The organism is Polaromonas sp., assembly GCF_039932935.1.
GTDB lineage: Bacteria > Pseudomonadota > Gammaproteobacteria > Burkholderiales > Burkholderiaceae_C > Polaromonas.
The window spans coordinates 38330-63196 of sequence record NZ_JBDTPB010000143.1 but is presented as its reverse complement, the minus strand read 5'-3'; the positions used below and the strand labels follow the sequence as shown (position 1 = coordinate 63196).

The following is a 24867-nucleotide window of genomic DNA, read 5'->3' as shown; positions in this document are numbered from 1 at the left end:
AAAGGGTGGTGTCCTAGGCCTCTAGACGATAGGGTCAAAACCTTGGAACTTCCGGCAGCAGGTTTTTGCTTTAGACAAAGACCTGCCGAAAAAAATCTGAAAACTTTTCAACAAATTGAATGGTGGAGGTAAACGGGATCGAACCGATGACCTCTTGCATGCCATGCAAGCGCTCTCCCAGCTGAGCTATACCCCCGTATCAACCGAGCAGGTTTCCCTGCAATTGTCGAGCCTTGAATTATAGCCCGAAAATTTGACCTTTTTCAAACCCTCAAACCAGCTTCAATCTGGAGATCACATCTTCGCGCTTCATGAGTTCCAGAATTGCGTCGAGCGACGGGGTTTGCGGCGTGCCCATCACCAGCACGCGCACAGGCATCGCCAGTTGCGGCATCTTCAGGCCTGTGTCTGCCAGCACCTGCTTGATGGCGGCCGAAATCGCGGCCTTGCTCCACTCGCAGGCCGACAGCGAACTGCTCAGCTTTGCAATGGCCGGGCGCACCGTGTCCGTCACGTGTGTGTTGATGTCCTCGCTGCTGGGCTTGCCACCGGTCACCAGCAGTTGCAGCCAGCCGGCCAGCTCTACCAACGTGCTGCAACGGTCTTTAAAAAGGCCGCAGCCACGTGTCACCCACACCGCGTCAACGCCGGTGATGCTCTGGGCTGCGAGGAACGGCTGCACCAGCGTTGCCAGCGTCTCGTCTGCGGTGGCCTTCAGATGCTGGGCATTGACCCAGCGCAGCTTGGCTTCGTCAAATTGCGCGGCGCTCTTGCCCAGGTGGTCAAGGTTGAACCACTCGATGAACTGCTCGCGGCTGAAGATTTCGTCGTCGCCGTGGCTCCAGCCCAGGCGCGCCAGGTAGTTGACCATGGCATCAGGCAAATAGCCTTCAGCCGCGTACTGCGTCACCGGCTTGGCGCCGTTGCGCTTGCTGAGCTTTTCGCCCTGCTCATTGAGCACGGTCGGCAGGTGCGCATACACCGGCGGCTCTTTGCCCAGCGCCTTGAAGATATTGATCTGGCGCGGCGTGTTGTTCACATGGTCGTCGCCGCGAATCACGTGGGTCATGGCCATGTCGATGTCGTCGACCACCACACAGAAGTTGTAGGTCGGCGTACCATCGGGCCGCGCGATCACCAGGTCGTCAAGCTCGTCGTTTCTGATTTCAATGCGGCCCTTGACCTTGTCGTCCCACACCACGCTGCCGCCTTGCGGGTTCATGAAGCGCAGCACGGGCGGCACACCCTCGGGCACCGGCGGCAATGTCTTGCCAGGTGCGGGGCGCCAGGTGCCGTCGTAACGCGGTTTCTCTTTGGCCGCCATTTGCTTTTCGCGCAGCGCGTCGAGTTCGGCAACGCTCATGTAGCAAGGGTAGACCAGGCCATCTTTCTGCATCTGCGCAAGCACGGCCTTGTAGCGATCCATGCGCTGCATCTGAAAGAACGGGCCTTCGTCGTGGCTCAGGCCCAACCAGCGCATGCCTTCGATGATGACGTCGACCGCTTCCTGGCTGGAGCGCTCCACATCAGTGTCTTCGATGCGAAGAATGAAGTCACCGCCGGTGGCACGGGCAAAAGCCCAAGGGTAAAGCGCTGAGCGGATATTGCCGAGGTGAATGAATCCAGTCGGTGAAGGCGCGAAACGGGTTCTTGTTTTTTGGGTCATTGGGGCAGTCATGCAATAAGGCTCAGGCCACGCGAAAGGTCGGCCTTGATGTCGTCCACATGGTCCAGCCCGACCGCCAGGCGGACCAGGCTTTGGCCGATACCGGCGGCCTGGCGCTGCTCTTCGCTCAGGCGCCCATGTGACGTGGTGGCGGAATGGCTGATGATGGTCTTGGTGTCGCCCAGGTTGGTCGCAATGCTGAGCACTTGGGTGCTGTTGATCACCTGGAAGGCATTGGCGCGCGCCGCTTCCGGCGTGCTGCCGCGCACATCAAAGGACAGTACCGCGCCGCCCAGCCCCGACTGCTGGCGCATGGCCAGCGCGTGCTGCGGATGTGAGGCCAGGCCGGGGTAGTACACACGCGCCACGGTGGGCTGGGTTTCGAGCCACTTTGCGACAGCCAATGCATTGGCGCTTTGCGCCTGCATGCGAATGTTCAAAGTTTCCAGGCCCTTGAGCACGACCCAGGCATTGAAAGGCGCCAGCGTCATGCCGGCGGTGCGCACAATCGGGCCGAACACATCAACGATCAGTTTGGACGAGCCGCAGAGCGCACCCGCCATCACACGGCCCTGGCCGTCCAGGTATTTGGTACCCGAATGCATGATGAGGTCAGCGCCGAATTCCACCGGGCGCTGCAGGGCCGGTGAACAAAAGCAGTTGTCCACCGCGAGCAGCGCGCCCACGCTGTGCGCCAGATCAGCCAGCGCCCGGATGTCGCAGACTTCGGTCAGCGGATTGGTCGGGGTTTCAGCAAACAGCAGCTTGGTGCCGGGTCGCAATGCGGCCTTCCACTCGCTCACGTCGGTCTGCGACACAAACGTAGTTTCAACGCCGAACTTACCGAACTCGCGGCCGATCAAAGCGATCGTCGAGCCAAACATGGAGCGCGAGCAGATGACATGGTCGCCGGCCTTGAGCAGGCCCATGCACATCATCAAGATCGCACCCATGCCGGTCGAGGCGCCTATGGCGGCTTCGGTGCCTTCCATGGCGGCCAGCCGGCGTTCAAAGCTCGTGACGGTGGGATTGGAGGTGCGGCCGTAAGTGTAGCCCTCTGTCGGGTCGGCAAAGCGCCGCGCCGAGGTTTCGGCGTCGGGCTGCACAAAGCCGCTGGTCAGGTACAGCGCTTCGGAGTTTTCGCCGTGCTGGCTGGGCTCCAGCGCCACGCGCACCGCCAAGGTGTCGCGGTGCAGGTTGTCGGGCAGTTTTCTTTTCGTCATGCTCAGGCTTCTTGCGGATTGGGCAACGCCAGGCGGGACACGTCCACGTCGCTGTCTTCACCGATCTTCTCGGCGGTGTCGGCGCGCTGCGAATTCATCGCGGCAATGGTTTCCGCCGTGACATCGCCCGTGATGTAGACGCCGTCAAAGCAGGAAGCGTCAAAGCCATCGAGTTTGGTATTTAACGAGCCAATGGCGCGCTTCATGCCATCCACATCCTGGTAAATCAGCGCGTCGCAACCGATGACTTCGCGGATCTCTTCGACGGTGCGTCCGTGCGCGACAAGCTCACCCGGGGTTGGCATGTCAATGCCGTAGACGTTGGGATAACGCACAGGCGGCGCGGCGCTGGCGAGATACACCTTGCGTGCGCCGGCGTCACGCGCCATCTGCACAATTTCGCGGCTGGTGGTACCGCGCACGATGGAGTCGTCGACCAGCAACACGTTGCGGCCCTTGAATTCGCTGGCGATCACGTTGAGCTTCTGGCGCACGGATTTCTTGCGCACGCCCTGCCCCGGCATGATGAAGGTGCGGCCCACATAGCGGTTCTTGACGAAACCTTCGCGGTACGGAATGCCCAGCAGATGCGCCAGCTGCGTGGCGCTGGGCCGGCTCGACTCGGGGATCGGGATGATGACGTCGATCTCGCTGGGCGGCACGGTGGAGACCACGCGCTTGGCCAGCGTTTCGCCGAGGTTCAGACGGGCCTGGTAGACCGAGATGCCGTCCAGCACCGAGTCGGGACGCGCAAGGTACACAAATTCGAAAATACAGGGATTGAGTTTGGCGTTGGGTGCGCACTGCTCGGCATGCACCTTGCCATCCAGGTCCACAAACACGGCTTCGCCCGGCGCAATGTCACGCTCGAACTGGTGCGATGTGCCTTCCAGCGCCACCGATTCGCTGGCCACCATCACCGTCACGCCGTCGTCGTTCTGGCCGTGCCCTATGCACAGCGGGCGAATGCCGAAGGGGTCGCGAAAAGCCAGCAAGCCATGGCCCGCGATGAGCGCGACCACGGCATAAGAGCCTTTCACACGCTTGTGCACACCGCGCACGGCAGCGAATACGTCAACCGGTTTGAGCGGAAGGCCGCGCGTGGTTTTTTCTAGCTCATGCGCCAGCACATTGAGCAGCACTTCAGAGTCGCTGTCAGTGTTGATGTGGCGGTGGTCGGTGTTAAAGAGTTCAGCCTTGAGCTCGGCCGCGTTGGTCAGGTTGCCGTTGTGCGACAGCACGAGGCCGAACGGCGCGTTGACGTAAAAAGGCTGAGCCTCGTCTTCGCTGTAGGCGTTGCCCGCGGTGGGGTAACGCACCTGACCCAAACCCACCGTGCCCGGCAGCGCACGCATGTTGCGGGTGCGAAACACGTCGCGCACCATGCCCTTGGCCTTATGCATGAAGAACTTGCGCCCCTGCTGCGTGACGATGCCTGCGGCATCCTGACCGCGATGCTGCAACAGCAGCAGGCCGTCATAGATCAGTTGATTGACCGGGGCTTTGCTGACAACGCCGACTATCCCGCACATGGTGTTCCGATCATGAAAAGTGGACTCTGGAAAGTTAAATTAAATACTTGGCAAACTGTTCGGGAAGCACCGGCTTCAGGGCTTTGAGCGTGGCCGTCAACAACGGCGCCCCCTGGGACTGCACCCACCAGTCGCTCGATTTCAATGCCGTCATGTTGATGACCACCGTGGCGGCCAGCAGCAAAATAATTCCTCGTAGCACGCCAAAAGCAGCCCCCAGCACCCGGTCTACCGGCGCCAGGCCGACGGCCGCCACCAGTTTCTTGACCAAAAAAGCCAGCAGCCCCGCAGCAAACACCGCAGCAACAAATATCAGCACAAATGCCGCCGCATACCGCACCGGATCGCCGGCGGACTGCAGCGGCAGCCTGGCGGCCAGATCGGGCGCAAACCATTGCGCCACATAAAACGACACCGCCCAGCCCAGCACCGACAACACCTCGTACACCAGCCCGCGCCAGGCACCCAGCAGCATGGAAAAACCCAGCACCCCCAGCAAAATCCAGTCAACAGCCGTCACGAAACACCCAACTGCGTTACTTACAAGGTCAGGATGGCGGCGGGCAAATCAAGGGCCTTGATCTTGGTAGCTGCTTTATCAGCCTCCGCCTTGCTGGCAAACGGGCCCACGCGGACCCGGATGCGCTTGCCATCCTTGGTTTCCGCGACTTGTGTATACGTTTTCATGCCCGCCTTTTCGACCTTCAAACGGGCTTCCCTGGCCTTGGCCACGTCGGCGAACGCCCCGACCTGAACCACAAAGCGGCCTTCTGCCTCGGCCGCAGCCGTGGCTGGTTTGGCTGCGGGCGCTACAGCGCCGCCGTTAAGCAACGCGGCGGCGCGTGTGGCGTCGTCGCTCACAGGGGGCTTGGCTGCGGGTTTGCTTTCCGGTTTGACCGGAGGCTTCACCTCGGGTTTGGTTTCTGGTTTCGCTTCTGGTTTTGCTTCGTTTTTGATAGCTGGTGGCGCAGGCGCAGCAAGGGCTGGAGCCGGTTTTGTCGCAAGAATTTCTTCTTTGGGCGCCAGGCTGGCGTCGGCGGCTACTTTTTCGGCCGGCTTGTCGGTTGCCTTGGGGGCGGATGCGGCCACCGGGGTGTTGGGCGACGCGGGAACCACCAAAGGCTTGACTGAAGCCTTGCCTGGAATCTCTATCGGAATATCGACCGGAATCGGCCGGGGCTGGGTGTCAAACAGCAGGGGAAAACCCACCACACCCGCCAACACCAGCACCGCAGAACCGATCAACCGGTGCTTGGCGCGCTTGCGGATCACTTCCACGCTTTCCGGTTGAGCGGCTGGCCCGGCAGTGGAGGCAGCGTTGGAGCCGCCCCGGCGGAAGTTAAAAAACGGCATGGTGTGGCTTGGATCCGATAAGGGGTGACGTTAACGGTGAACGTGGGCTGCCGGCCCCTCTGAATACTTCAACGGACCGGTTTGTCGTGCTTCAGGTAGCCAGGTGCGGGGCCGAAAGACGCGGTACGCCGTCCTTCAAAATGCCGCCCACCGTGTAGAACGAGCCGAACACGACAATTCTATCAGTGGGGGTTGCGGCCTTGACCGCTGCCTGCAGCGCCTCTTCGGGGGATTTGTAAGTGTCGGACGTTGCGTCGGACCGGGTGTTCGTGGCTTTCCAGCGGGCCTGCAAATCTTCAGCGGATGCCGCCCTCGACGTCGGCAAATCAGTGAAATACCATTTGTCGATGAGCGGCGCCACGCGCGCCAACATGGGCGCGAGGTCCTTGTCGGCCATGGCGCCGAACACCGCGTGAGTGCACGGATAAAACGCCATCGCATCGAGATTTGCGGCCAGCGCGGCCACAGAATGGGGGTTGTGCGCCACATCCAGCACCAGCGTGGGCTGGCCTGGCACGATCTGGAAGCGCCCGGGCAGCTCGACCATCGACAGCCCGTTGCGCACCGCCTGCGCTGTGATGGGCAGGCGGTCGCGCAACGCCGTGAGCGCCGCCAGCACGCCCGACGCATTGACCAGCTGGTTGGCGCCGCGCAGCGCCGGGTAGGCCAGCCCCGCATAGCGCCGCCCGCGCCCGGCCCAACCCCACTGCTGCTTGTCGCCCGAGAAATTGAAGTCCGTGCCAAAACGCCACAAGTCAGCACCCACTGCGGCGGCGTGATCAACAATGCTTTGCGGCGGCACCGGGTCGCTCACGATGACCGGCTTGCCCGGCCGCATGATGTGCGCTTTTTCCAGGCCGATCTTCTCGCGGGTATCACCCAGGTATTCCATGTGGTCCAGATCGATGCTGGTGATCACCGCACAGTCGGCGTCCAGCATGTTGACCGCGTCCAGCCGGCCGCCGAGGCCGACCTCAAGGATGACGACATCGAGTTTGGCATCGGCCAGCAGCTGCAGGATGGCCAGGGTGGTGAATTCGAAGTAGGTCAGCGAAACCGCATCGCCGCCCTGCGTGCGCGCAGCCTGTACACGCTCGAACTGGGCCACCAGGTCGGCGGCTTTGACGATGTCGCCGCGAACCCGGCAGCGCTCTTCAAAATGCACCAGATGCGGCGAGGTGAAGACACCGGTGCGGTAGCCGGCTTGCAGCAAGATGGCTTCGAGCATGGCGCAAGTCGAGCCCTTGCCGTTGGTGCCAGCCACCGTGATGATGGGGCAGTCAAAGGCCAGGCCCATGCGTTTGGCCACGACACTGATGCGGGTCAGGCCCATGTCGATGCCGACGGGATGCAACTGCTCGCAATAAGCCAGCCAGTCGTCGAGGGTGTTGAATTGCGGTTGTTCCATACAGACCGCCATTGTCGCAAAGCTGGAATAACCCCCGTTGGCGCTCATTGCATGTAGCGCCCTCCCCCCTTGCAGGGGGCGGCGCCTGCGGCCGGCAAAGCCGGACCGCGGCCCCTGCTGATAAAGAAATGGGATGTCAGGCCGCGAAGCGGTCTGTGGCTGCGATCAGCTGGCGCAGGATGCCGGGCTCATTGAAGGCATGGCCAGCGTTGTCGACCATGTGGAATTCGGCTTCCGGCCAGGCGCGGTGCAGGTCCCAGGCGGTTTTGGCCGGTGTGGCCACGTCGTAGCGGCCCTGCACGATCACGCCGGGAATCCCGGCGAGCTTGTGGGCGTCGCGAATCAGCTGGCCCTCTTCGAGCCAGCCGGCGTGCACGAAATAATGGTTTTCGATGCGGGCGAACGCCAGGGCGAAGGCGTCGTCGCCGTGCTGGGCGGTAAAGGACGGATCGGGCAGCAAGGTAATGGTCTGGCCTTCCCACAGGCTCCAGGCGCGGGCAGCAGCGAGTTGCGCACTGCGGTCAGTGCCGACCAGGCGTTTGCGGTACGCGGCAATCAGGTCGCCGCGCTCTGCCTGGGGAATGGGTTTGACGAACTCTTCCCACAAATCAGGAAACAACCATGACGCTCCCTCCTGGTAGTACCAGAGCAGCTCGGCACGGCGCAGCGCAAAAATGCCGCGGACGATCAGCGCCGAGACCCGCGCCGGGTGGGCCTGCGCATAAGCCAGCGCCAGCGCGCTGCCCCACGAGCCGCCAAACACCAGCCAGCGCTCCACCCCCAACTGCTCGCGCAAACGTTCGATGTCGGCGACAAGATGCCAGGTCGTGTTGTTGTCCAGCGAAGCACTGGGGCGAGACCGGCCACAGCCGCGCTGGTCAAACAGCAGCACGCAATAGCGCTCCGGGTCGAACAGCCGGCGATGCTCGGGCGAGCAGCCTGCCCCCGGGCCGCCATGCAGGAAAACCGCTGGCTTCCCCTTGGGATTGCCGCACAGCTCCCAGTACACCGAGTGGCCGTCTCCGGTGTCAAGCACGCCCTTGCGAAAGGGCTCCAGAGGCGGGTACAGCACAGCGGGGGCGGTGAGCGAGGCAGAAGCAGCAGTCATGGGGTCAGGCATCCATGCAAAATGTTTGAGGGCTTTTTTGAGGGGGCCCGGGTCGGCGTTGCTTCATTATTCCAGCCTTGCCAAGGCCCTGCTCCAGCCCCGAGCCTTTGCCTGCCATTGTCATATGCTATTAATTTAATAGCTGCTCGCGCTCGTCCTGCTTGGGTGAAACGCCTTTTTTGCTTAAATCTGCCAAAATCACCCCATGACCATTCTTTACGGCATTCCCAATTGCGACACCGTCAAAAAGGCCCGCGCCTGGCTTGGCGAGCACGGCGTGGCCTTTGACTTCCACGACTTCAAGAAACAGGGCGTTCCGCCCGAGCAGCTTGCGCGCTGGACGCAGGCTGCCGGCTGGGAGAAAGTGCTCAATCGCCAGGGCACGACCTGGCGCAAGCTGGATCCCGCCGTGCAGGCCGGGGTACACGACAGTGCCAGTGCACAGGCGCTGATGCTGGCCAACCCCAGCGTGATCAAACGCCCGGTAGTGGACTGGGGCACGGACATCACCGTCGGGTTTGACGCCCAGGGCTGGGCGACAAGGGTTTAGGGCGCTCCTCAGGCCAGGTTTTGCCGCCCGTTTTGTGGTGTGAAACAGCTTTACCGTCGATTTACCGAACTCTGCGCCCCAAAATGACTCTGACTTACTAAAATTACGGTAGCCGCCAGAGGTCGCCCCATTGCGGGGTTTCCACCGGCAGCGCAACTTCAGCCACTTGCTGAAAGGGTTTGAATCATGAAAAAAGCACTTGTCCTCTCCACACTTGCCGCTGCCGCCGGTTTTGCGGCCGTGCCCGCCTCCGCCATGGACATCCTGGCGCGGGTGATCTCCAGCACACCGGTGGTCCAGCAAGTCGCCGTACCGCGCCAGGTCTGCAGCAACCAGCCGGTGATCACCCAGACACCGAGCTCGGGCGCAGGTGCGCTGATGGGCGCCATCGCCGGCGGTGCAGCCGGCAACGCCATCGGCAATGGCGGCGGCCGTGCGGTAGCCACCATGATCGGCCTTGTGGGCGGCGCCATTGTGGGCGACCGCATCGAAGGCGGCAACCAGCAGGTGCAGAACATGCAGCAGTGCACCACGCAGACCTATTACGAAAACCGCCCCAGCCACTACAACGTGGTCTACGAATACCAGGGCACGCAATACAACACGCAAATGGCCAACGACCCGGGCCAGTATGTTCGCCTGCAGGTCACACCGGTCGGCGCCATGGCACCGGCTCCGCAGACATTCCAGTCTGCACCGCAGCAGCAGCAACCCCAGGCCTACATGCAGCCGGCGCCCGCACAGCCCGTCTATGTCGAACAACCCGTGACGTACGTGCAGCCTGCGGTGTACCCGGCTTACTATCCACGGCCCTATTACCAGCCTTACTACGCCCCTATCGGCCTGTCACTGAACTTCGGCTATAGCCGGGGCTACGGCCACCATCACTGGCGCTAAAACCAGCTGGTCGGTTGAATTAAAAAAAGGGCGTTATCAACGCCCTTTTTTGTTGCCCGCCCACGCCAAGACGGGCGCCACGATGGGTTCTTACTTCGGTGTCTCGATGAGCGCGCCCTTGAACAGCACCGGCCCGGTGGGGCCGCTGCCAGGCGGCACGCCGCCCCGCGGTTCGAGGGTGATCGCCAGCGTCGGAACCTGGCGCATGTCAGTGCCCGCAGCAGTGAGACGAACCACGGGATCCGCATTGAGCACACCAAGCGACTTGGGCGCCACACCGGGCGGCAGGGCCCAAAGCTCCAGGGACTTGTCGGCCTGCTCCCTGAACGCCCCGACCCGCTTCAGTACCAGCGTTTTATTTTTGGGGTCAAACGTCACCAAAAGAGATGCCGCCGCCTTGTCGTCCGTCAGCACCGACACGTACTGGATCTCGGGTGTTGCCGCCAGTTGAGCCGACAACTCGCCCACCTGCCCGTTCAGCCGCGAGTTCACATTGACCCCGACGACAACGGCCACCACCGCAGCCAAGGCACCGGCCGCGCTGGCGCCGCGCCACAGTCCCAGGCTGGCCCACCAGCCGCCAGCCGAAGCGTTGGCCGGCCGGGTGCGCGCAGCCTGCATGGCCCGTGCCTCTTTATCGGCCCTCACAAGGTTTTCAATGCGCGTCCAGACCACCGGGCTGGGCGCCGCCTGCGGCTGCAGCTCGGCCACGGAGGCCAGCCGGCTCTGCCAGACCAGCGCCGCGGCGCGCAAGGTGGCGTTGTCGCGCGCCAGTGTTTCAAAGCGGCGGCGGGCACCGCCGCGCAGGGTGCCCAGCGCATAGCTGGCCGCCAGCTGCTCCATCAAGCCGGGATTTTTATGAATATTCATGAGGACGTTTCAGAGAATCCGACAAGCAAAGAGCGACAGGCCACACGGCCCCAATTCCCCGTTCGTGCAAGTTCCGGCCGCGGAACCGGCCTTGGCCTGTCCTGAGCTCGACGAAGGGCCGGGCCGCAGGCGGGGCGGCCCCCCTGGGGGGCAGCGCATTACACGAAGTGAAAAGCGTGGGGGCCATATTCACGCGAACCTCGCCATGCAGCCGCGCAGCTGTTCAAGCCCGCGGCGAATCCAGGTTTTGACGGTGCCCAAAGGCAGCTTCAGCTGCTCGGCCAGCTCGCCATGGCTCAGGTCCCGCAAATAGGCCAGGCTCACCACCTCGCGCTGCTTGTGCTCAAGCTGCCCCAGGCACTGGTGCAGGGCCCAGGCCTGCTCACTGGCTTGTGTGGTGTCCATCGGGTTGGGCGAATTTCCGGCCACGGTGTCGGAAATCACGTCGTCCAGTTCCTGCATGAGGTCGGCCCGGTCCGAGGCGCGGCGCCGCAAAAAATCGAGGCCGCGGCTACGCACCACCAGGCCCATCCAGGCCATGGGCGGTGAAAGGGTCGCCTTGTAGTCTCCGGCAATGCGCCAGATGTTCAAAAAGGCCTCCTGCAGCACGTCTTCGGCCCAGGCGCGGTTGGTCACCACACGCACCGCCACACCGTAAAGCTTCGATGAGGTGAGGTCGTACAGCTCACGCAGGGCTGACTCGTCGGCCCGGGCCACGCGGTCAATCAACGCAATCAACTGGGCATCCGGGCTTTCTGGTTTCATGAACAACATTGTGGGGTATTCGCAGGCAGGAAGGTATTGGGACAAATTTGAGGGTATTGATCGGGATACGCAGCCGATGGCCCAACGGATTCAGCGTGGGCCGGTGCCGTGCGCCGGGTGACCTAAAATCAACACTTTTGGCGCCAAGCTGCGATGCAGGGCGCCTCCCGCAGGCCCTCGCCGCCTTCTTCTTTCCATTTTTTTCAGCACCTTCCCATGCCCACCGAAAAAATCGACAACATCAGCGTTACTACCCAGGCCAACGTCTACTTTGACGGCAAGTGCGTCAGCCACGGCATCACGCTGGCCGACGGCACCAAAAAGTCCGTGGGCGTGATCCTGCCGGCAACCCTCACCTTCAACACCGGCGCGCCAGAAATCATGGAATGCGTAGCCGGCGCCTGCGAATACAAGCTGGCTGGGAGCGACGGCTGGGTCAAGTCGTCGGCAGGCGAAAAATTCAGCGTGCCGGGCAACGCCAAGTTCGAGATCCGCGTGGCCGCCGGCGAAACGGCTTACCACTACATCTGCCACTTCGGCTAAAAATTGTCCAAGCCCACCAGAAGTTGCTCCTTTTTTCATAGCTGCTTGCGCACGTTCTGCGCGGCTTACAGCGATATTCAGGCCTAAAACATGTCCAACACCATCCTGCAAAACATCCCCGTCAACCAAAAGGTCGGCATCGCCTTCTCCGGCGGTCTGGACACCAGCGCCGCCCTGCTGTGGATGCAAAAAAAGGGCGCCCTGCCCTATGCCTACACCGCCAACCTCGGCCAGCCCGACGAGGCCGACTACGACGAAATCCCGCGCAAGGCCATGGAATACGGCGCCATCAAGGCCCGCCTGGTTGACTGCCGCCCCCAGCTGGCCGCTGAAGGCCTGGCCGCGCTGCAGGCCGGCGCCTTCCACATCACCACGGCAGGCTCCACCTACTTCAACACCACGCCGCTGGGCCGTGCCGTCACCGGCACCATGCTGGTCAGCGCGATGCAGCAAGACGATGTGAACATCTGGGGCGACGGCTCCACCTTCAAGGGCAATGACATCGAGCGCTTTTACCGCTACGGCCTCTTGGTCAACCCCGCGCTGAAGATCTACAAGCCCTGGTTGGACCAGCAGTTCATCGACGAACTGGGCGGCCGATCAGAGATGAGCGCCTTCATGACCGCCAACGGCTTTGGCTACAAGATGAGCGCCGAGAAGGCCTACAGCACCGACAGCAACATGCTGGGCGCCACGCACGAAGCCAAAGACCTGGAGATGCTCAACAGCGGCATCAAGATCGTCAACCCCATCATGGGCGTGCCCTTCTGGAAAGACGACTGCGTCGTCAAGGCCGAAGAAGTCAGCGTGACCTTTGAAGAAGGCCGCCCCGTGGCCCTGAACGGCGTGCAGTACCCCGACCTGGTCAGCCTGATCCTGAAGGCCAACGAAATCGGCGGCCGCCACGGCCTGGGCATGAGCGACCAGATCGAAAACCGCATCATCGAAGCCAAGAGCCGCGGCATCTATGAAGCCCCCGGCCTGGCCCTGCTGTTCATCGCCTACGAGCGCCTGGTCACCGGCATCCACAACGAAGACACCATCGAGCAATACCGCGACAACGGCCGCAAGCTGGGCCGCCTGCTGTACCAGGGCCGCTGGTTCGACAGCCAGGCCATCATGCTGCGCGAAACCGCCCAACGCTGGGTCGCCAAGGCCATCACCGGCACCGTGACCATGGAACTGCGCCGCGGCAATGACTACAGCCTGCTGAACACCGAGTCACCCAACCTGACCTACGCGCCTGAGCGCCTGAGCATGGAGAAGGTGGAAGACGCGCCGTTCTCGCCGCTGGATCGGATTGGCCAACTGACAATGCGCAATCTGGACATTACGGATACGCGGGCCAAGTTGCAGGTCTATTCCAATGCGGGGTTGCTGGAGTTGGGCAAGGGGGATGATTTCTTGAAGCTGGGTAAGTAAGCCGGTTCAAGCCCCATAGAAAAAAGCCCGTCAGGTGGACGCCTGACGGGCTTTGTTGCTTCAGTTTGTCCATGATTGCGACCTCTAGGTCAACTTCGCCTGACCAGTCATCAACAGAGGAAGCAGCCAATCGCGGAGCTGAATGAGCTGCTTGTTTTCCTTTATGACAATTTCTCGCTGTTTCAATAGTGGGATGCAGTGCGCCTCGTATTCACTCAAAATATTTCTGGACGGCAACACCGTTTTGAACCAATTCACACCATTCAAATCCAAGTGAAGCACCAGTGTTCCAGACGCGAAATACTTAACGTAGTTGTGATAGGCCTTAGAGTTAAATAGTTGTTCCAAATAAAAGCATCCAAATACGCTTGATGACACAGCGGCAACATCGCAAGAAATTAAAGGGGCTTCATTGAATACATCTGCAATCACAAAGGCCTTGCCAATAATGTCAGCGTTTCTGGTCACGTCGGTAATGGCGACAACCAAGTCTCCAACGTTCAATAAGTTTTCATTGCGGAATTTTCCATTGAAATACTTGGTTCCTTCAACTTTAAATTCCCCCGTTAAAGAAAAGGAATTTAAATTAATCAATGGTCTACCTGTCTCTTGAATGTCTGAGGACATGTAAGAGATGCCGCGTTTGAACCCTATATATTCCCCCAGCTCGCACTCATTCCACCCCTTCGGAATTTCCCGTTTCAACGTAGCGTTGTAAACCATCTTGCCGCCGGAGGACTTGTAGGGTTTTCCGGAAGCGTCGGGGAAATCGAACTGCACAAACCAGTAGTCATACAGTGTCTTGGCTATCCCCTCCAGCTCAGCATTAATGCGTTGGTTGCAGTCAATTTTGGCGTCGAGAGCTGAGAGAACAGTAGCAATTTTTTTTTGCTGATCTTTGTCAGTGATGACTGGTACAGCCATCTCATGCAGCTCATTGCGATTAACCCCAGGCACCGCACTTTTATCGGACGTGCGAATTCGGCCTAGACAGCTAAGCAAATAGTAGATGTACTTTGGGTCATTGCCCTTAAACGTCGTGACATAAAGTGCGGTGTTGTGTGGCCAGTATTTTCCATCGACGTAATACATTTCACCGAGCGTTCCATACCTGCCAGTTACAACGCCCGCGCCGTCTACCATGTATTCGTCGTGATAACCAGTTATCCCAGCTGAACTGATCACCGGATAGGGGCCCGAACGGCGCTGGCTTGCGGGAAGATCGTAACCCCGTTTGAAATTTATCAAGTCACCAAGTCGTTTCAGCTTGAGCTTACCCATGCTGCAGTCCAGTCAACTGTTTTTTGATCTTCCTCTCCAATCCTGAAGACTCCTTGAACAGTGCATCCAGTACCGTCGCAAAGCCGTGCAGCTTGGCGGCGAACTGCGCGGGAGTCATGTCGCTGTGTTCAATTTTTACGTCGAAGTACTGCCCAGCGCTCAGAGAGTAATTTTTAGCGGCGATCTGCTCATAACCAACCACGGCCGAGAAATCTTCTACAGTTTTTTTTGCGTTGAAGGTTGCAATGATGCGGTCTTCCTCAGCTTCCGAAAGCAAGGTCTTCTGGTTTTTTCCGTCTTTTATCTTGGTGCCTAGACTGGACGCATCAATAAGCACCACATCAGCCTTATTGCCAGCGTCGATAAACAGGATGGAAACGTTGGTGCCAGTGGTTGCGAAGATGTTGCTGGGCATCGATACCACGCCAGCGAGCATCTTTCTGTCTACCAAATGTTGGCGGATAGCTTTATCGATGGCGCTTTGCGCCGTGATGAAGCCAGTGGGCACCACGACTGCAGCTTTGCCGCCTGGCTTGAGCGAGTGAATTATGTGCTGCAAGAAAAGCAGGTAGATGGCCATCTTGTCGACGGCCTGCTTGGGAATATTGGGCACCCCAGCAAAGAAGCGAGCTTGGTGCTCTTTGGTATCTAGTTCATTCCTGAAGTCGGAGAAATCCATCTTGAACGGTGGATTGCTGACAATGTAATCAAACTTCTTAAGCGCCTTCCCGTCCCGGTGGTAAGGGTGCTGCATCGTGTTGCCCTGGATGACGTTCGGGATGGAATGCACCAGGTTGTTCAAAATCAGGTTTAACCGCAGAAGGCTGGATGACTTTTGCGAAATGTCCTGAGAGTAGATGCTACAGCGCTGCTCGCCAATGGCATGAGCAATATTCATGAGCAGTGTGCCGGAGCCTGCCGAGGGATCGTAACAGCTCACATTTTTGACTTTGCCACGCACTTTTTCTGGCACGAGGATGGCGGCCATGATTTTAGCGACAGCGTGTGGGGTGTAGTACTCGGCATATTTGCCGCCGCTGTCTTTGTTGTAATCCTTGATGAGGTACTCAAACAGAGCGGCGTAGAAGTCGTACTTTTCACTAAAGATGCGCTCAAAGCTAAAGTCGCCCAACTTGTTGATGATGGCTCGGCAAAAGGCATCGCGTTTCGATGGATCACTAATGAATTCGCTCACGCGATCAAACAAGGTGATCTTGGAACCGCCGTCAGTTTTCACGGCGAAAAGCTCATTGTTGGAGATAGAAATGTCGCGCAAGGTGTCATCAAACAGCTTGGCGAATTCCGGCGCGTTTTGACGGCCAAAAAGGTGAGCGATGAAATGCTCAGGCTTCAGACGCGCGGTATCGGGCCCCATCTCCATTTGCAGCATGTCCAGATCATTAGCGCTCAAAGCAGCAATGGCAGACTCCCAGCTTTTCGCCTTCGCCAGTTTGGGCCGGATTCTCTTCGCCTCGAACGCGAATTTATCGTTTAAAAACTTGTAGAGAAATACCTGTGTGATGATTTTGAATTCATTGCCATCATTACCCAAACCATATACGGCGCAAATGGCCTTGAGGCTGTCGATTAACTCGCGGGTACGTTGTTCAAATTGCTGGGTTACCAAGCTTGTGCTCCAAAGTGGCCACCGCCAGTGCGGGTGCCGGCGAAAAATTCATTTATATATTCAGACACCACTAGTTGATTGATGCTGCGTGTGGCGTAGGAGGTAAGTGGGAATTTTTGCCGGGTAGCAAACTCGCCAATCACGATGGGCTGCATCATCCGCTCAAAATAGCTCTCATTATTCAGTAGTTGATTGTTCTGCAGTACTTGTTCGTCAGCCTGCACCTTGACACCTGTCAGCGCCTCAAACAAGCGTCGCTCTATCTGGGTTAGGTTACCTTGCTCTTTCAGTCGTTTGTGAATGCGCGTGAATTTGGGATCGCCCCTGTATTTGGCGCGCAGTTGGCTATTTTGGCGGTTCAATTCTTTGACTTTGTCATGTATAGCATTGAGCGCGCCGATGTTGGCGGTCATGTCCTCTTGGCTTACTTCGTTGAGCTTTTTGTCTTTGAACAGCCGCTTCAGCTCTTCACGCAAGGTTACGAACTTGGGATCTTGCTGGTCAAAATTGTCGGCCAAGGCTTCGCGCGTTTGGCGTAAGGTGTTTTTGAGCTTGTCGGCCAAGACCAGTTCTTCTTCCCTGATTTTGGCGAACTTGAAAATCACATCTTCCAGCGCGGCATTGAGCAAGTTGCTGGTGTCCGTTTCAGATTCGATGGCTTCTTTGAGGTTGAGCAGATCGAGGTGATTACAGGTTTCGCGGTAAAGCTGGCCGAGCTTGTGAAAATCGAGCTGCTGCAATAGACCATATTCACCTTGCAGGCGAATCAGGTTGTAAAGGTTGCGGGCGTCAGCCAGCGCTTTTTTAAGCGCCAACACTGCTTTGCGGTCTTGGATTTGGCTAAGCTGTTTTGAAAACTCCTCAGCGTTTTGAATATCGAAGCTGAAGAGGATGTCTTTGATAGCTTCAATTTCTTGCCTTATCTCTTCGGCTGACTTGAACAGGTTGGAGTAGTGCTCGATCTCATCGCCCAACTCGGACTGCAGCTCGTCAAAGTAGTCTTTGTTGGTTTTGTCGAATTCCTTGCGGATGTCGGCAAAGTCCACCACATAGCCGTAGCGAAAGTCTTTGTATGTTCGGTTTACCCGCGTGAGCGCTTGCAACAGGTTGTGGGCCTTGATGACGCGCCCAAGGTAGAGCTTTTTCAAGCGTTTGGCATCAAAGCCGGTGAGCAGCATGTTGTAGACAAACAGCAGGTCTATCTTGCCTGCCTTAAAGGCTTCCACCCAATCTTTGCGCTCGTCTTTGCTACCCACATCGTGCAAGATCAGCTCTGCACTTTTAACGCGGTTGGTAAGCTGCAAGCGTTCTGCATAGCTGCCCGTTGCGGCGGTGGAAAATATGGCTTGTCCCGAGTCTTGAGCAACTACCGCAGACGATGAGGGCTGGGCATACACCGCGGAGAAGATGCGGAACATTTCGCGGGCCTGATCCGCGCTATCACATATCACCAGGCCGCCAATGGTGGCGTCGCCCAAGGCACTGCGACTTTTTTCAAAGTCACGCACGATGTAGTCGAGCATGGGCTCAACAAATGTCGGGTGGGAGTAGATCAGTTTGCGATCTACATCCCCCTGCTTTAGCCGTACCGTGGCGAGTGCCTCTTGCAACGAGAGCTTGTAATTGGTGGCGATTTCCTCGCGGATGAGCCGAAGGGTGTAGCCGTCGGCAATGGAGGCGTTGTAGTAGTACTTGTGAAAGTAGTCACCAAACAGGGCGCGGGAGTTGTAATCGTCGCCAAGCAGTGGCGTTCCGGTGAGACCGATTTTGATGGCGTTGCGGTCTGATTGACTCAGGTTGGCCAGAAAGCTTCCCTGCGGGTTGTAGCTGCGGTGTACTTCGTCCAGAAAGTAAACGCGCTGGATGTTGAAGTCGTAATCCTCGGCGCGGACCACATCTGGGTCGTCCAAAAATTTCTGGATATTAACCACGGTAATTTCAGGCTTACCACTGTGGTTGTGCAACACCTGAGCGGTTTTTATGTCGCGCGCAAAGTCAGCGCGGCTATCGATGGTGTGGACCACCAGCCCCCGGCACGAGAACTCGTACTGCGCCTGCGTGGCCAGATCTATGCGGTCGACGATGAAGTAGAACTTCGGAATGACGCCCTTATGCTGGAAATAATCCGTGAGGAAACGAGTGTTGTAGTAGGCCAGTGCGGTTTTGCCGCTGCCCTGGGTGTGCCAGATGATGCCTTTCTTGACCCCTTCATTGAGTTTCTTCTCGATTGCCTTGGTGGCAAAAAGCTGGGGGTAGCGCATGACGTGCTTTTGCAAGCCGTCTGTTTCATTGACGTAGGCAAGCGCAAAACGCAGTAAGAAAGCCAGGCGCCCACGACTGAAAAGGGACGTGCAGATGCGATTGGTCGGCGTATCTGGCGACTTGTTGCTCAGAAACTCGGGGCTGTGCTTGATGACATTGAGGTTGTTGTCACGCAGCACGTCATTTTCGAGTGCGTCGTCTTCATCCGCCAAAAGCTGGGCGAGGTCCAGTGCTTCCTCTTCGCGGAAGTAGTTGAAGACGGGCGCGTCATAGGAAGGGCTTGCGTAGAACGCACCTTCAATGGGCTGTGGCGAACCGTCTTCATACTCCATGTTGTTGGAGAAGACCATCAACTGGGTGATGTTGATGAATCGCCGAAACTTTGGGTTACGGCTGCGCGTGATGATGCGGTTGCGCTCGGCCAACACGCCTTCACGGTTATTGGGTTTCTTCACCTCAATAAAGGCCAATGGCATGCCGTTGATCAGCAGAGTGATGTCGGGCCGAAACTCATCGTCGCCGTTTTTACAAGTCAACTCTGTGACGACATGGAAGCTGTTGTTGTCAAAGTTCTCAAAGTCGATCAGCCGAGCACCTGAACGCTCGGTGATTCGGTCATAGAAGGCTTTGCCGAGATCTTCGTTATCCAAGAGAAGCTTGACGTCGGCCTGCAGGCGGGAGATGTCATCTGCACCTAATTCCGGGTTGATGCGGGCGATGGCCGTGCGAAATTGCTCCAGAAAGATATTGGTTTCTTCATCCCAAGTTGAGTCTCTCAGGGAAAGGTAGCCGTAACCAAGCCGCACCAGATGCAGGATGCAGGGAATTTTGACTCTTGAGTCTTCGCTAAAAACCATCGATATCCTCCCGTCGCATCAAAATTTTTATTCACTCAGTAGCGCAATGTACGCGGCGTAACTGTAGCTGCGGTTTTTCTTCTGCCCGGTCAGCTCGATGACGATGCCCAGATCTTCCAGCACCTTGACCGCTGCGGTGGCGGTGGGGAAGCTGGTGGCCAGCTTCTGGCGCACCTGGTCGATGGTGAAGCGCGGCATCATGGGCAGCATTTCAAACAGGCGGTAGCTGCTGGGCCCGGCTTTGGGTGCGGCCAGCAAAGTGCGGCGGTCGCTTGCCAGCAAGGTGGCAATGGCAACGATGTTGCGTTCGGCATCCTGCGCGGCCACAGCCACGCCCTCGAGGAAAAACGCGATCCAGCCTTCCCAGTCGCCCTCAAGGCGCACGTTCGACAGGCGGCGGTAGTACTCCGCCTGGTGTTGCTTCAGGTAGCCGCTGAGGTACATCAGCGGTTCGGGTAACAGGCGCCAATGCTCCAGTAGCGCGGCAATCAACAGGCGCCCGATACGGCCATTGCCATCGAGAAAAGGGTGACTCGTCTCAAACTGCTGGTGGACCAGTGCCGTTTTCACCAGCGGCGGCAAGGACTGCGCTGTGTCGTGGATGAACCGCTCCAGGTCGGCCAGCAAGGCAGGCACCCGCTCAGGCGGTGGCGGCACAAACACCGCATTGCCCGGCCGCGTGCCGCCAATCCAGTTTTGCGAGCGGCGCAGTTCGCCCGGTTGCTTGCCGTTGCCACGGACGCCGTCCATCAGCAGCCGGTGGGCATCGCACAGCAAGCGCACGCTCAGGGGCAGGCCAGCCGGGTCACGCAGTTGCGACTGCACCAGACGGAAAGCGCGCAAGTAATTGGTGACCTCTTCTACATCGTCGGTGTTGCTGACCGCAAAACCCGCTTCTTCGTCAAACAGGTCGTCCAGCGTGGCCTGAGTGCCTTCGATCTGCGAAGTCAGCAGTGCCTCTTTGCGGATGGCGCTGTAGAGCAGCCAGTCCACCGACGGCACCAGCCCGGCAACGCCCGACAACCGGGCCAGCGCCAGTTCGGCCGCACGGTTGGCCGCCTCAAAGGACTCGGGCGCCAGCGCCGGCTTGGCGGGCGGCAGTGCGTGCGGCACAAACGCCTGTACAGACTGGCCTAAGGTGGTGGAGGTGGCGTAGGTTCCGGTGCTGCGCATAGTGCAAAAGAGGTCTTTAATTTGATGAGATCATATTAAATCAATCTTTAATATTAAGCGCAAGTATGAAAGCCGGCTTGAACAGAGCGCAAATGTCCCGAAAAAATTCAGCTTCCCCACCCCACGCGCGACGCCGGCCCAGCCGCTTTGGCTTGATCGGGCATAAAAACGGCCAAAAAAGCCGTTCCGGAGGCTCCGAAAACCATACTTCAGGTATAAAAGTGCCGGGAGCCCGCGTTTGACGTGCGCAAGCAGCTATTAAAAAGATAGCGCAAGCTACCCCCAGGTGGCTGTTTTACTTCTGGACGGCGCCCATACGTGGTGGCAGCCAGCTAATCGCCCCCGCCGCCGCAACCCGAGCCGCAACTGGAGCCGCACCCGCTGCTGCCATCCGAACCTCCGCTGCTGGAGCCGTCGCTGTTCGAGGACGAAGAGTCGCTGCCGCCAAACCCGTCGGCATCGCCGCTGTAACCGCCGTCGGAAAAGCTTTCGCCGCAATAGGTGTGCGCCTGCCCATCGTCACGGCGCACGCCTTTGCAATCGGCCAGGTACACAAACCCGCCTGCAATCGCAAACTTGGCATCCAGCGCGAACAGCAGCGGCAACCGGCTGGGCTTTTTGGGGTTGATCGACTCGTCGCGGCAGGCCCAGAACCAGGCACGGCGCAGGCCGTCATTGGTCGACTTGTTGCGGCCCAGCACCTCGGCCGGCACATGGTCGATAAATCGGCCGATCACCAGGTCGCACCATTGGCGGTAGGCCGAGGTGTGCAGGATGAATTCATGCCACATGCTGTCGACGACCTGCGAGGGCATGGCGACGAAGCGTTTGTTGCTGCGCTGGCAGGCAATGAAGAACTGCCGCAACCCGCGCTCGACCAGCTCGGCATCCCTGAGGCTCAGTTGCGGATAGCTGGCCAGTAATTTCTGCCGCAGGAACTGCGGCAGCGGTGCTTCACGCACCAGACGGCTGCGCTCCCAGCCAGCCCATTTGGAGACAAGGAACATCAGGAAGGCCGCGAAAAAAATCACCGCCAGCGCCCCCTCCGGCCGGCGCCAGCCTGCCAATATCGAACCCAGTACCAGGCAGACCCAGGTGAGTGCCAACACGACGGCGCCTGAACGTGAATGCTGCAACGCCAGCCGGCGCCAGAATGAAACCCGAGGCCCTGTATAAACCTTGCCCAGCCGCGCCATGACTTAAACCACCACCGGTTCTGGCTCCAGCAATATGCCGAAGCGCTCATACACGCTGGTCTGGATGGCTTTGGCCAGGGTCATCACTTCCCCGCCCGTGACCGGGTCGTCCGTGCCGCCGCGGTTCACCAGCACCAGCGCCTGTTTTTCATACACGCCGGCATTGCCGATGGTCTTGCCTTTCCAGCCGCAGGCATCAATCAGCCAGCCGGCCGCCAGTTTGACCGTACCGTCGGCCAGGTGGTAATGAACGATTTTGGGCTCCCGTTGAATGATGTCGGCGCATTGCTCAGGCGAGACGGTCGGGTTTTTAAAAAAACTGCCGGCGTTGCCAATCACCTGCGGATCGGGCAGCTTGGCTTTGCGGATCTCGCAGATCCAGTCGTACATTTGCTGCGCATCGGGTAGCTGGACGCCCGACTGCGCGATTTTCTTATCAATGTCGGCGTAACCCAGCACCGGCTTCCAGGCCTTGGGAAGGGCAAAGCGCACCCGCGTGATCAAGGCCTTGCCTTCCAGGCCAAAACCGTGGGCAGCCGGGCTGGCCGCCGTGCTGCTGTGTTTGAACACCGAATCCCGGTAGCCAAACGCACATTGCGCGGCATTCAGGGTAAATGGCAAGCCTGTCGTGAGGTCGATGGCGTCCAGCGATTCGAAGCGATCCTGCAGCTCCACCCCATAAGCGCCGATGTTCTGCACGGGCGACGCACCGACCGTACCGGGGATTAATGCCAGGTTTTCCAGCCCCGGGAAGCCGTTCTGCAAGGTCCAGGTGACAAACTCGTGCCAGTTCTCCCCGGCGCCCGCCTCAATAACCCAGGCTTTGGCGTCTTCCCGGACCAGCCGTTTGCCCATGATTTCGACCTTGAGCACCAACGGTTTGACGTCGCCGGTCAGCACGATATTGCTTCCGCCGCCCAGCACAAACTTGGCGGCGGCTTTCAGGGCGGGATCCTGCAACGTGGCGGCAATATCCGCCTCGTTTGCAACACGGATCAGGGCAAGCGCCTTGGCGACGATGCCAAAGCTGTTGGAATGCTGGAGCGGAACGTTTTTCTCGACTAACATCCGAGTGATTGTCTCACCCCATCCTCCGTAAAAAAGACTTGCACCATGCCCTCTTTCGACACCGTTCTTGAAGCCGATCTGGTCAAGGTCAAAAACGCCGTGGAAAACACCTCCAAGGAAGTCGGCAACCGCTTTGACTTCAAGGGCACCTCGGCCTCCATCGAGCTGAAGGACAAGGACATCATCCTCGTCGGCGACGGCGACTTCCAGATCGATCAGATCAATGACATCCTGCGCTCCAAGCTCGCCAAGGCAGGCGTTGATGTGCGCTTTCTGGACACCGGCAAGATCGAGAAAATCGGCGGCGACAAGGTCAAGCAGACCAACAAGGTCCGCAATGGCATCGACACCGAAACCGCCAAGAAGATCCAGGCCGCCATCAAGGCCAGCAAACTCAAGGTGCAGGCTGCCATCCAGGAAGAAAAAGTCCGCGTCACGGGCGCCAAGCGCGACGACCTGCAGGCCGCCATGGCGCTGATCCTCTCGGAGATGAAGGACTTTCCGCTGAGTTTTGACAACCGCCGGGATTAAAAATATGACCCCCACGCTTGCCACTCCATGTGCTTCGCTGCCCCCCGAGGGGGCTGTTTCGGCTTGGGGCGGCCCGGCGCCGAAACGTATGACCCCCACGCTTGCCATTGCATGTGCCTTCGGCGGTTCGCTGCCCCTTTCCAGCGGAAATGGGGCTGTTTCGGCTTGGGGCGGCCCGGCACCGAAACGCGCCATGGCGCTTGCCGGGTACGCTGTACTGCTCGTGGCGGCACTGCTTCACGGCAGGGCGCAAGCCCAGTCCGAAGTGCAGTCGGTCGCACTGGCGGGCATGATGGGCACCAAGGCGTTGCTGGTGGTTAACGGCAGTGCACCGAAAAGCGTGGCGCCGGGTGAAACGCATCAGGGCGTGAAGATTATTTCCACTACCAGCGACCAGGCGGTGATCGAGCAAGCCGGCAAGCGCCACACCTTGCGGGTGGGCGACGCACCGGTGAACTCCGGCGGCAGCACCGCTTCAGCCGGCAGGGGCACGCGAATCACCATCACCGAAAGCGGCGGCGGCCATTTCATGACGGCCGGCCAGATCAATGGGAAAGCCGTGCAATTCATGGTCGACACGGGTGCAACCAGCATTGCCATGAGCGTTGCCGACGCCGACCGGGCCGGCCTTGATTACAAAAACGGCCAGCCTGTGCGCATGTCCACGGCCAATGGCACCACCACGGGTTACCGCGTCAAGCTCAACTCCGTGCGGGTAGGCGACGTTGAAGTATTTGACGTGGATGCCGTCGTCATTCCGCAGCCCATGCCTTTTCTGCTTCTCGGCAACAGCTTCCTGTCGCGCTTTCAGATGAAGCGCGACAACAACCTGATGACGCTGGACAAGCGCTACTAGGCTGGGCCTACTTGGGAGCAGTTTTCGAGCCGCCCAGCCGGGACTCGGTGCCCTTGATCAGCTTGTTGATGTTTTCGCGGTGCCGATAAATCAACAGCGCACTGATGACGACCATGGCGGCCAGCAGGCTCTTGTCGACATACCAGGCGGCGCGGTCGCCAAACAGGTAATACAGCGGCGCAAAAACCGCAGCCACCAGCGACGCGAGTGAGGAATAGCGCGAGAAAAAGGCCACGATCACCCAGGTCGCCAGCGTGGCCAGGCCCAGCACCCAGCTGACGCCCAGCAACACCCCTGCCGCTGTGGCTACACCTTTGCCGCCCTTGAACTGGAAAAACACCGGATAGAGGTGACCCAGAAAGGCCGCCAACCCAACGGCTGCCATGGTGCCCTCGCCCAGACCGTAGTCGCCGCCAAACCATTTGACGAGCACCACCGGCAGCCACCCCTTGAGGCCGTCCAGCAGTAACGTGATTGCCGCCGCGGCCTTGCTGCCGGAACGCAGCACGTTGGTGGCGCCGGGGTTCTTGCTGCCGTAGCTGCGAGGATCACTCAGCCCCATCACGCGGCTGACGATGACGGCAAACGACAGCGAGCCGAGCAGGTAGGCCAGCAGCGTCGCGCCGATTGAATACGCGTAGTCCAAATTTCTCTCCCTTGTTATGTGGTGGCCAGCGGC

The 24867-nt window shown here is 59.2% G+C and carries 22 protein-coding genes and 1 tRNA gene; 6 read left to right on the top strand and 17 right to left on the bottom strand.

Going from position 1 to position 24867, the window contains the following annotated elements; all coding sequences use genetic code 11:
* Positions 1–120: 120 nt before the first annotated feature.
* The 8 genes from ABI546_RS21585 to pip all read right to left on the bottom strand — a co-directional run bounded on the left by ABI546_RS21585 (position 121) and on the right by pip (position 8251).
* Positions 121–196 (bottom strand) — tRNA-Ala (locus tag ABI546_RS21585).
* A gap of 75 nt (positions 197–271) precedes the next feature.
* A complete protein-coding gene (gltX, locus tag ABI546_RS21580) occupies positions 272–1666 on the bottom strand; it encodes a glutamate--tRNA ligase (protein ID WP_348050098.1) in 1395 nt (464 codons plus the stop codon).
* Between the two features lie 8 nt (positions 1667–1674).
* Positions 1675–2889, bottom strand: coding sequence for an O-succinylhomoserine sulfhydrylase (locus tag ABI546_RS21575; RefSeq protein WP_348050096.1), 1215 nt, complete (start codon positions 2887–2889; stop codon positions 1675–1677).
* A gap of 2 nt (positions 2890–2891) precedes the next feature.
* Positions 2892–4421 carry an amidophosphoribosyltransferase gene (gene purF, locus ABI546_RS21570; RefSeq protein WP_348050094.1) on the bottom strand — a complete coding sequence of 510 codons (1530 nt, stop codon included), beginning with the start codon at positions 4419–4421 and terminating at the stop codon, positions 2892–2894.
* Between the two features lie 34 nt (positions 4422–4455).
* Positions 4456–4941: a CvpA family protein gene (locus ABI546_RS21565; RefSeq protein WP_348050092.1), complete on the bottom strand. Its 486-nt coding sequence runs from the start codon at positions 4939–4941 to the stop codon at positions 4456–4458.
* Between the two features lie 20 nt (positions 4942–4961).
* Positions 4962–5774 carry an SPOR domain-containing protein gene (locus ABI546_RS21560; protein ID WP_348050090.1) on the bottom strand — a complete coding sequence of 271 codons (813 nt, stop codon included), beginning with the start codon at positions 5772–5774 and terminating at the stop codon, positions 4962–4964.
* Between the two features lie 91 nt (positions 5775–5865).
* A complete protein-coding gene (folC, locus tag ABI546_RS21555) occupies positions 5866–7182 on the bottom strand; it encodes a bifunctional tetrahydrofolate synthase/dihydrofolate synthase (protein ID WP_348050088.1) in 1317 nt (438 codons plus the stop codon).
* Between the two features lie 136 nt (positions 7183–7318).
* The gene (gene pip, locus ABI546_RS21550; protein WP_348050104.1) at positions 7319–8251 is read right to left on the bottom strand and encodes a prolyl aminopeptidase; all 933 of its coding nucleotides are present in this window, start codon (positions 8249–8251) and stop codon (positions 7319–7321) included.
* Between the two features lie 244 nt (positions 8252–8495).
* On the opposite strand from pip, the gene ABI546_RS21545 reads away from it, so the two are divergent.
* Complete coding sequence (locus ABI546_RS21545; RefSeq protein WP_348050086.1) at positions 8496–8840, top strand: arsenate reductase; 345 nt, start codon at positions 8496–8498, stop codon at positions 8838–8840.
* A gap of 186 nt (positions 8841–9026) precedes the next feature.
* Entirely contained in the window at positions 9027–9737 is a 711-nt protein-coding gene (locus ABI546_RS21540) for a hypothetical protein (protein WP_348050084.1), read from the top strand.
* Between the two features lie 90 nt (positions 9738–9827).
* On the opposite strand, the gene ABI546_RS21535 is transcribed toward ABI546_RS21540, so the two are convergent.
* Together ABI546_RS21535 and ABI546_RS21530 are read right to left on the bottom strand one after the other, a co-directional pair.
* Positions 9828–10607, bottom strand: a complete 780-nt coding sequence (locus ABI546_RS21535; RefSeq protein WP_348050082.1) for an anti-sigma factor — start codon at positions 10605–10607, stop codon at positions 9828–9830.
* A gap of 189 nt (positions 10608–10796) precedes the next feature.
* On the bottom strand, positions 10797–11372 hold the full coding sequence (locus tag ABI546_RS21530) for a sigma-70 family RNA polymerase sigma factor (RefSeq protein WP_348050080.1): 576 nt from the start codon (positions 11370–11372) through the stop codon (positions 10797–10799).
* Positions 11373–11588: 216 nt separating this feature from the next.
* On the opposite strand from ABI546_RS21530, the gene ABI546_RS21525 reads away from it, so the two are divergent.
* Both ABI546_RS21525 and argG read left to right on the top strand, forming a co-directional pair.
* Positions 11589–11915 carry a pyrimidine/purine nucleoside phosphorylase gene (locus tag ABI546_RS21525; RefSeq protein WP_348050078.1) on the top strand — a complete coding sequence of 109 codons (327 nt, stop codon included), beginning with the start codon at positions 11589–11591 and terminating at the stop codon, positions 11913–11915.
* A gap of 90 nt (positions 11916–12005) precedes the next feature.
* Positions 12006–13337, top strand: a complete 1332-nt coding sequence (gene argG, locus ABI546_RS21520) for an argininosuccinate synthase (protein WP_348050076.1) — start codon at positions 12006–12008, stop codon at positions 13335–13337.
* An 84-nt stretch (positions 13338–13421) separates the two neighbouring features.
* Here argG and ABI546_RS21515 read toward each other — a convergent pair whose 3' ends face one another.
* The 6 genes from ABI546_RS21515 to murB all read right to left on the bottom strand — a co-directional run bounded on the left by ABI546_RS21515 (position 13422) and on the right by murB (position 22801).
* On the bottom strand, positions 13422–14618 hold the full coding sequence (locus tag ABI546_RS21515) for a restriction endonuclease subunit S (RefSeq protein ID WP_348050074.1): 1197 nt from the start codon (positions 14616–14618) through the stop codon (positions 13422–13424).
* Positions 14611–16245, bottom strand: a complete 1635-nt coding sequence (locus ABI546_RS21510) for a class I SAM-dependent DNA methyltransferase (RefSeq protein WP_348050072.1) — start codon at positions 16243–16245, stop codon at positions 14611–14613. The genes ABI546_RS21515 and ABI546_RS21510 overlap by 8 nt, the downstream gene beginning before the upstream one ends.
* A complete protein-coding gene (locus tag ABI546_RS21505) occupies positions 16239–19364 on the bottom strand; it encodes a type I restriction endonuclease (RefSeq protein ID WP_348050070.1) in 3126 nt (1041 codons plus the stop codon). The genes ABI546_RS21510 and ABI546_RS21505 overlap by 7 nt, the downstream gene beginning before the upstream one ends.
* A gap of 27 nt (positions 19365–19391) precedes the next feature.
* On the bottom strand, positions 19392–20537 hold the full coding sequence (locus ABI546_RS21500) for a Fic family protein (RefSeq protein ID WP_348050068.1): 1146 nt from the start codon (positions 20535–20537) through the stop codon (positions 19392–19394).
* 332 nt (positions 20538–20869) lie between these two features.
* Positions 20870–21646, bottom strand: coding sequence for a hypothetical protein (locus tag ABI546_RS21495; RefSeq protein WP_348050066.1), 777 nt, complete (start codon positions 21644–21646; stop codon positions 20870–20872).
* 90 nt (positions 21647–21736) lie between these two features.
* Positions 21737–22801: a UDP-N-acetylmuramate dehydrogenase gene (gene murB, locus ABI546_RS21490; protein WP_348050064.1), complete on the bottom strand. Its 1065-nt coding sequence runs from the start codon at positions 22799–22801 to the stop codon at positions 21737–21739.
* A gap of 45 nt (positions 22802–22846) precedes the next feature.
* Between murB and ABI546_RS21485 the strand changes: the two genes are divergently transcribed.
* On the top strand, positions 22847–23332 hold the full coding sequence (locus tag ABI546_RS21485; RefSeq protein ID WP_348050062.1) for a YajQ family cyclic di-GMP-binding protein: 486 nt from the start codon (positions 22847–22849) through the stop codon (positions 23330–23332).
* 193 nt (positions 23333–23525) lie between these two features.
* The gene (locus ABI546_RS21480) at positions 23526–24188 is read left to right on the top strand and encodes a retropepsin-like aspartic protease (RefSeq protein WP_348050102.1); all 663 of its coding nucleotides are present in this window, start codon (positions 23526–23528) and stop codon (positions 24186–24188) included.
* Between the two features lie 7 nt (positions 24189–24195).
* Here the strand turns inward: ABI546_RS21480 and plsY are convergent, their stop codons facing one another.
* Positions 24196–24834: a glycerol-3-phosphate 1-O-acyltransferase PlsY gene (plsY, locus tag ABI546_RS21475; RefSeq protein ID WP_348050060.1), complete on the bottom strand. Its 639-nt coding sequence runs from the start codon at positions 24832–24834 to the stop codon at positions 24196–24198.
* Positions 24835–24867: the final 33 nt, after the last annotated feature.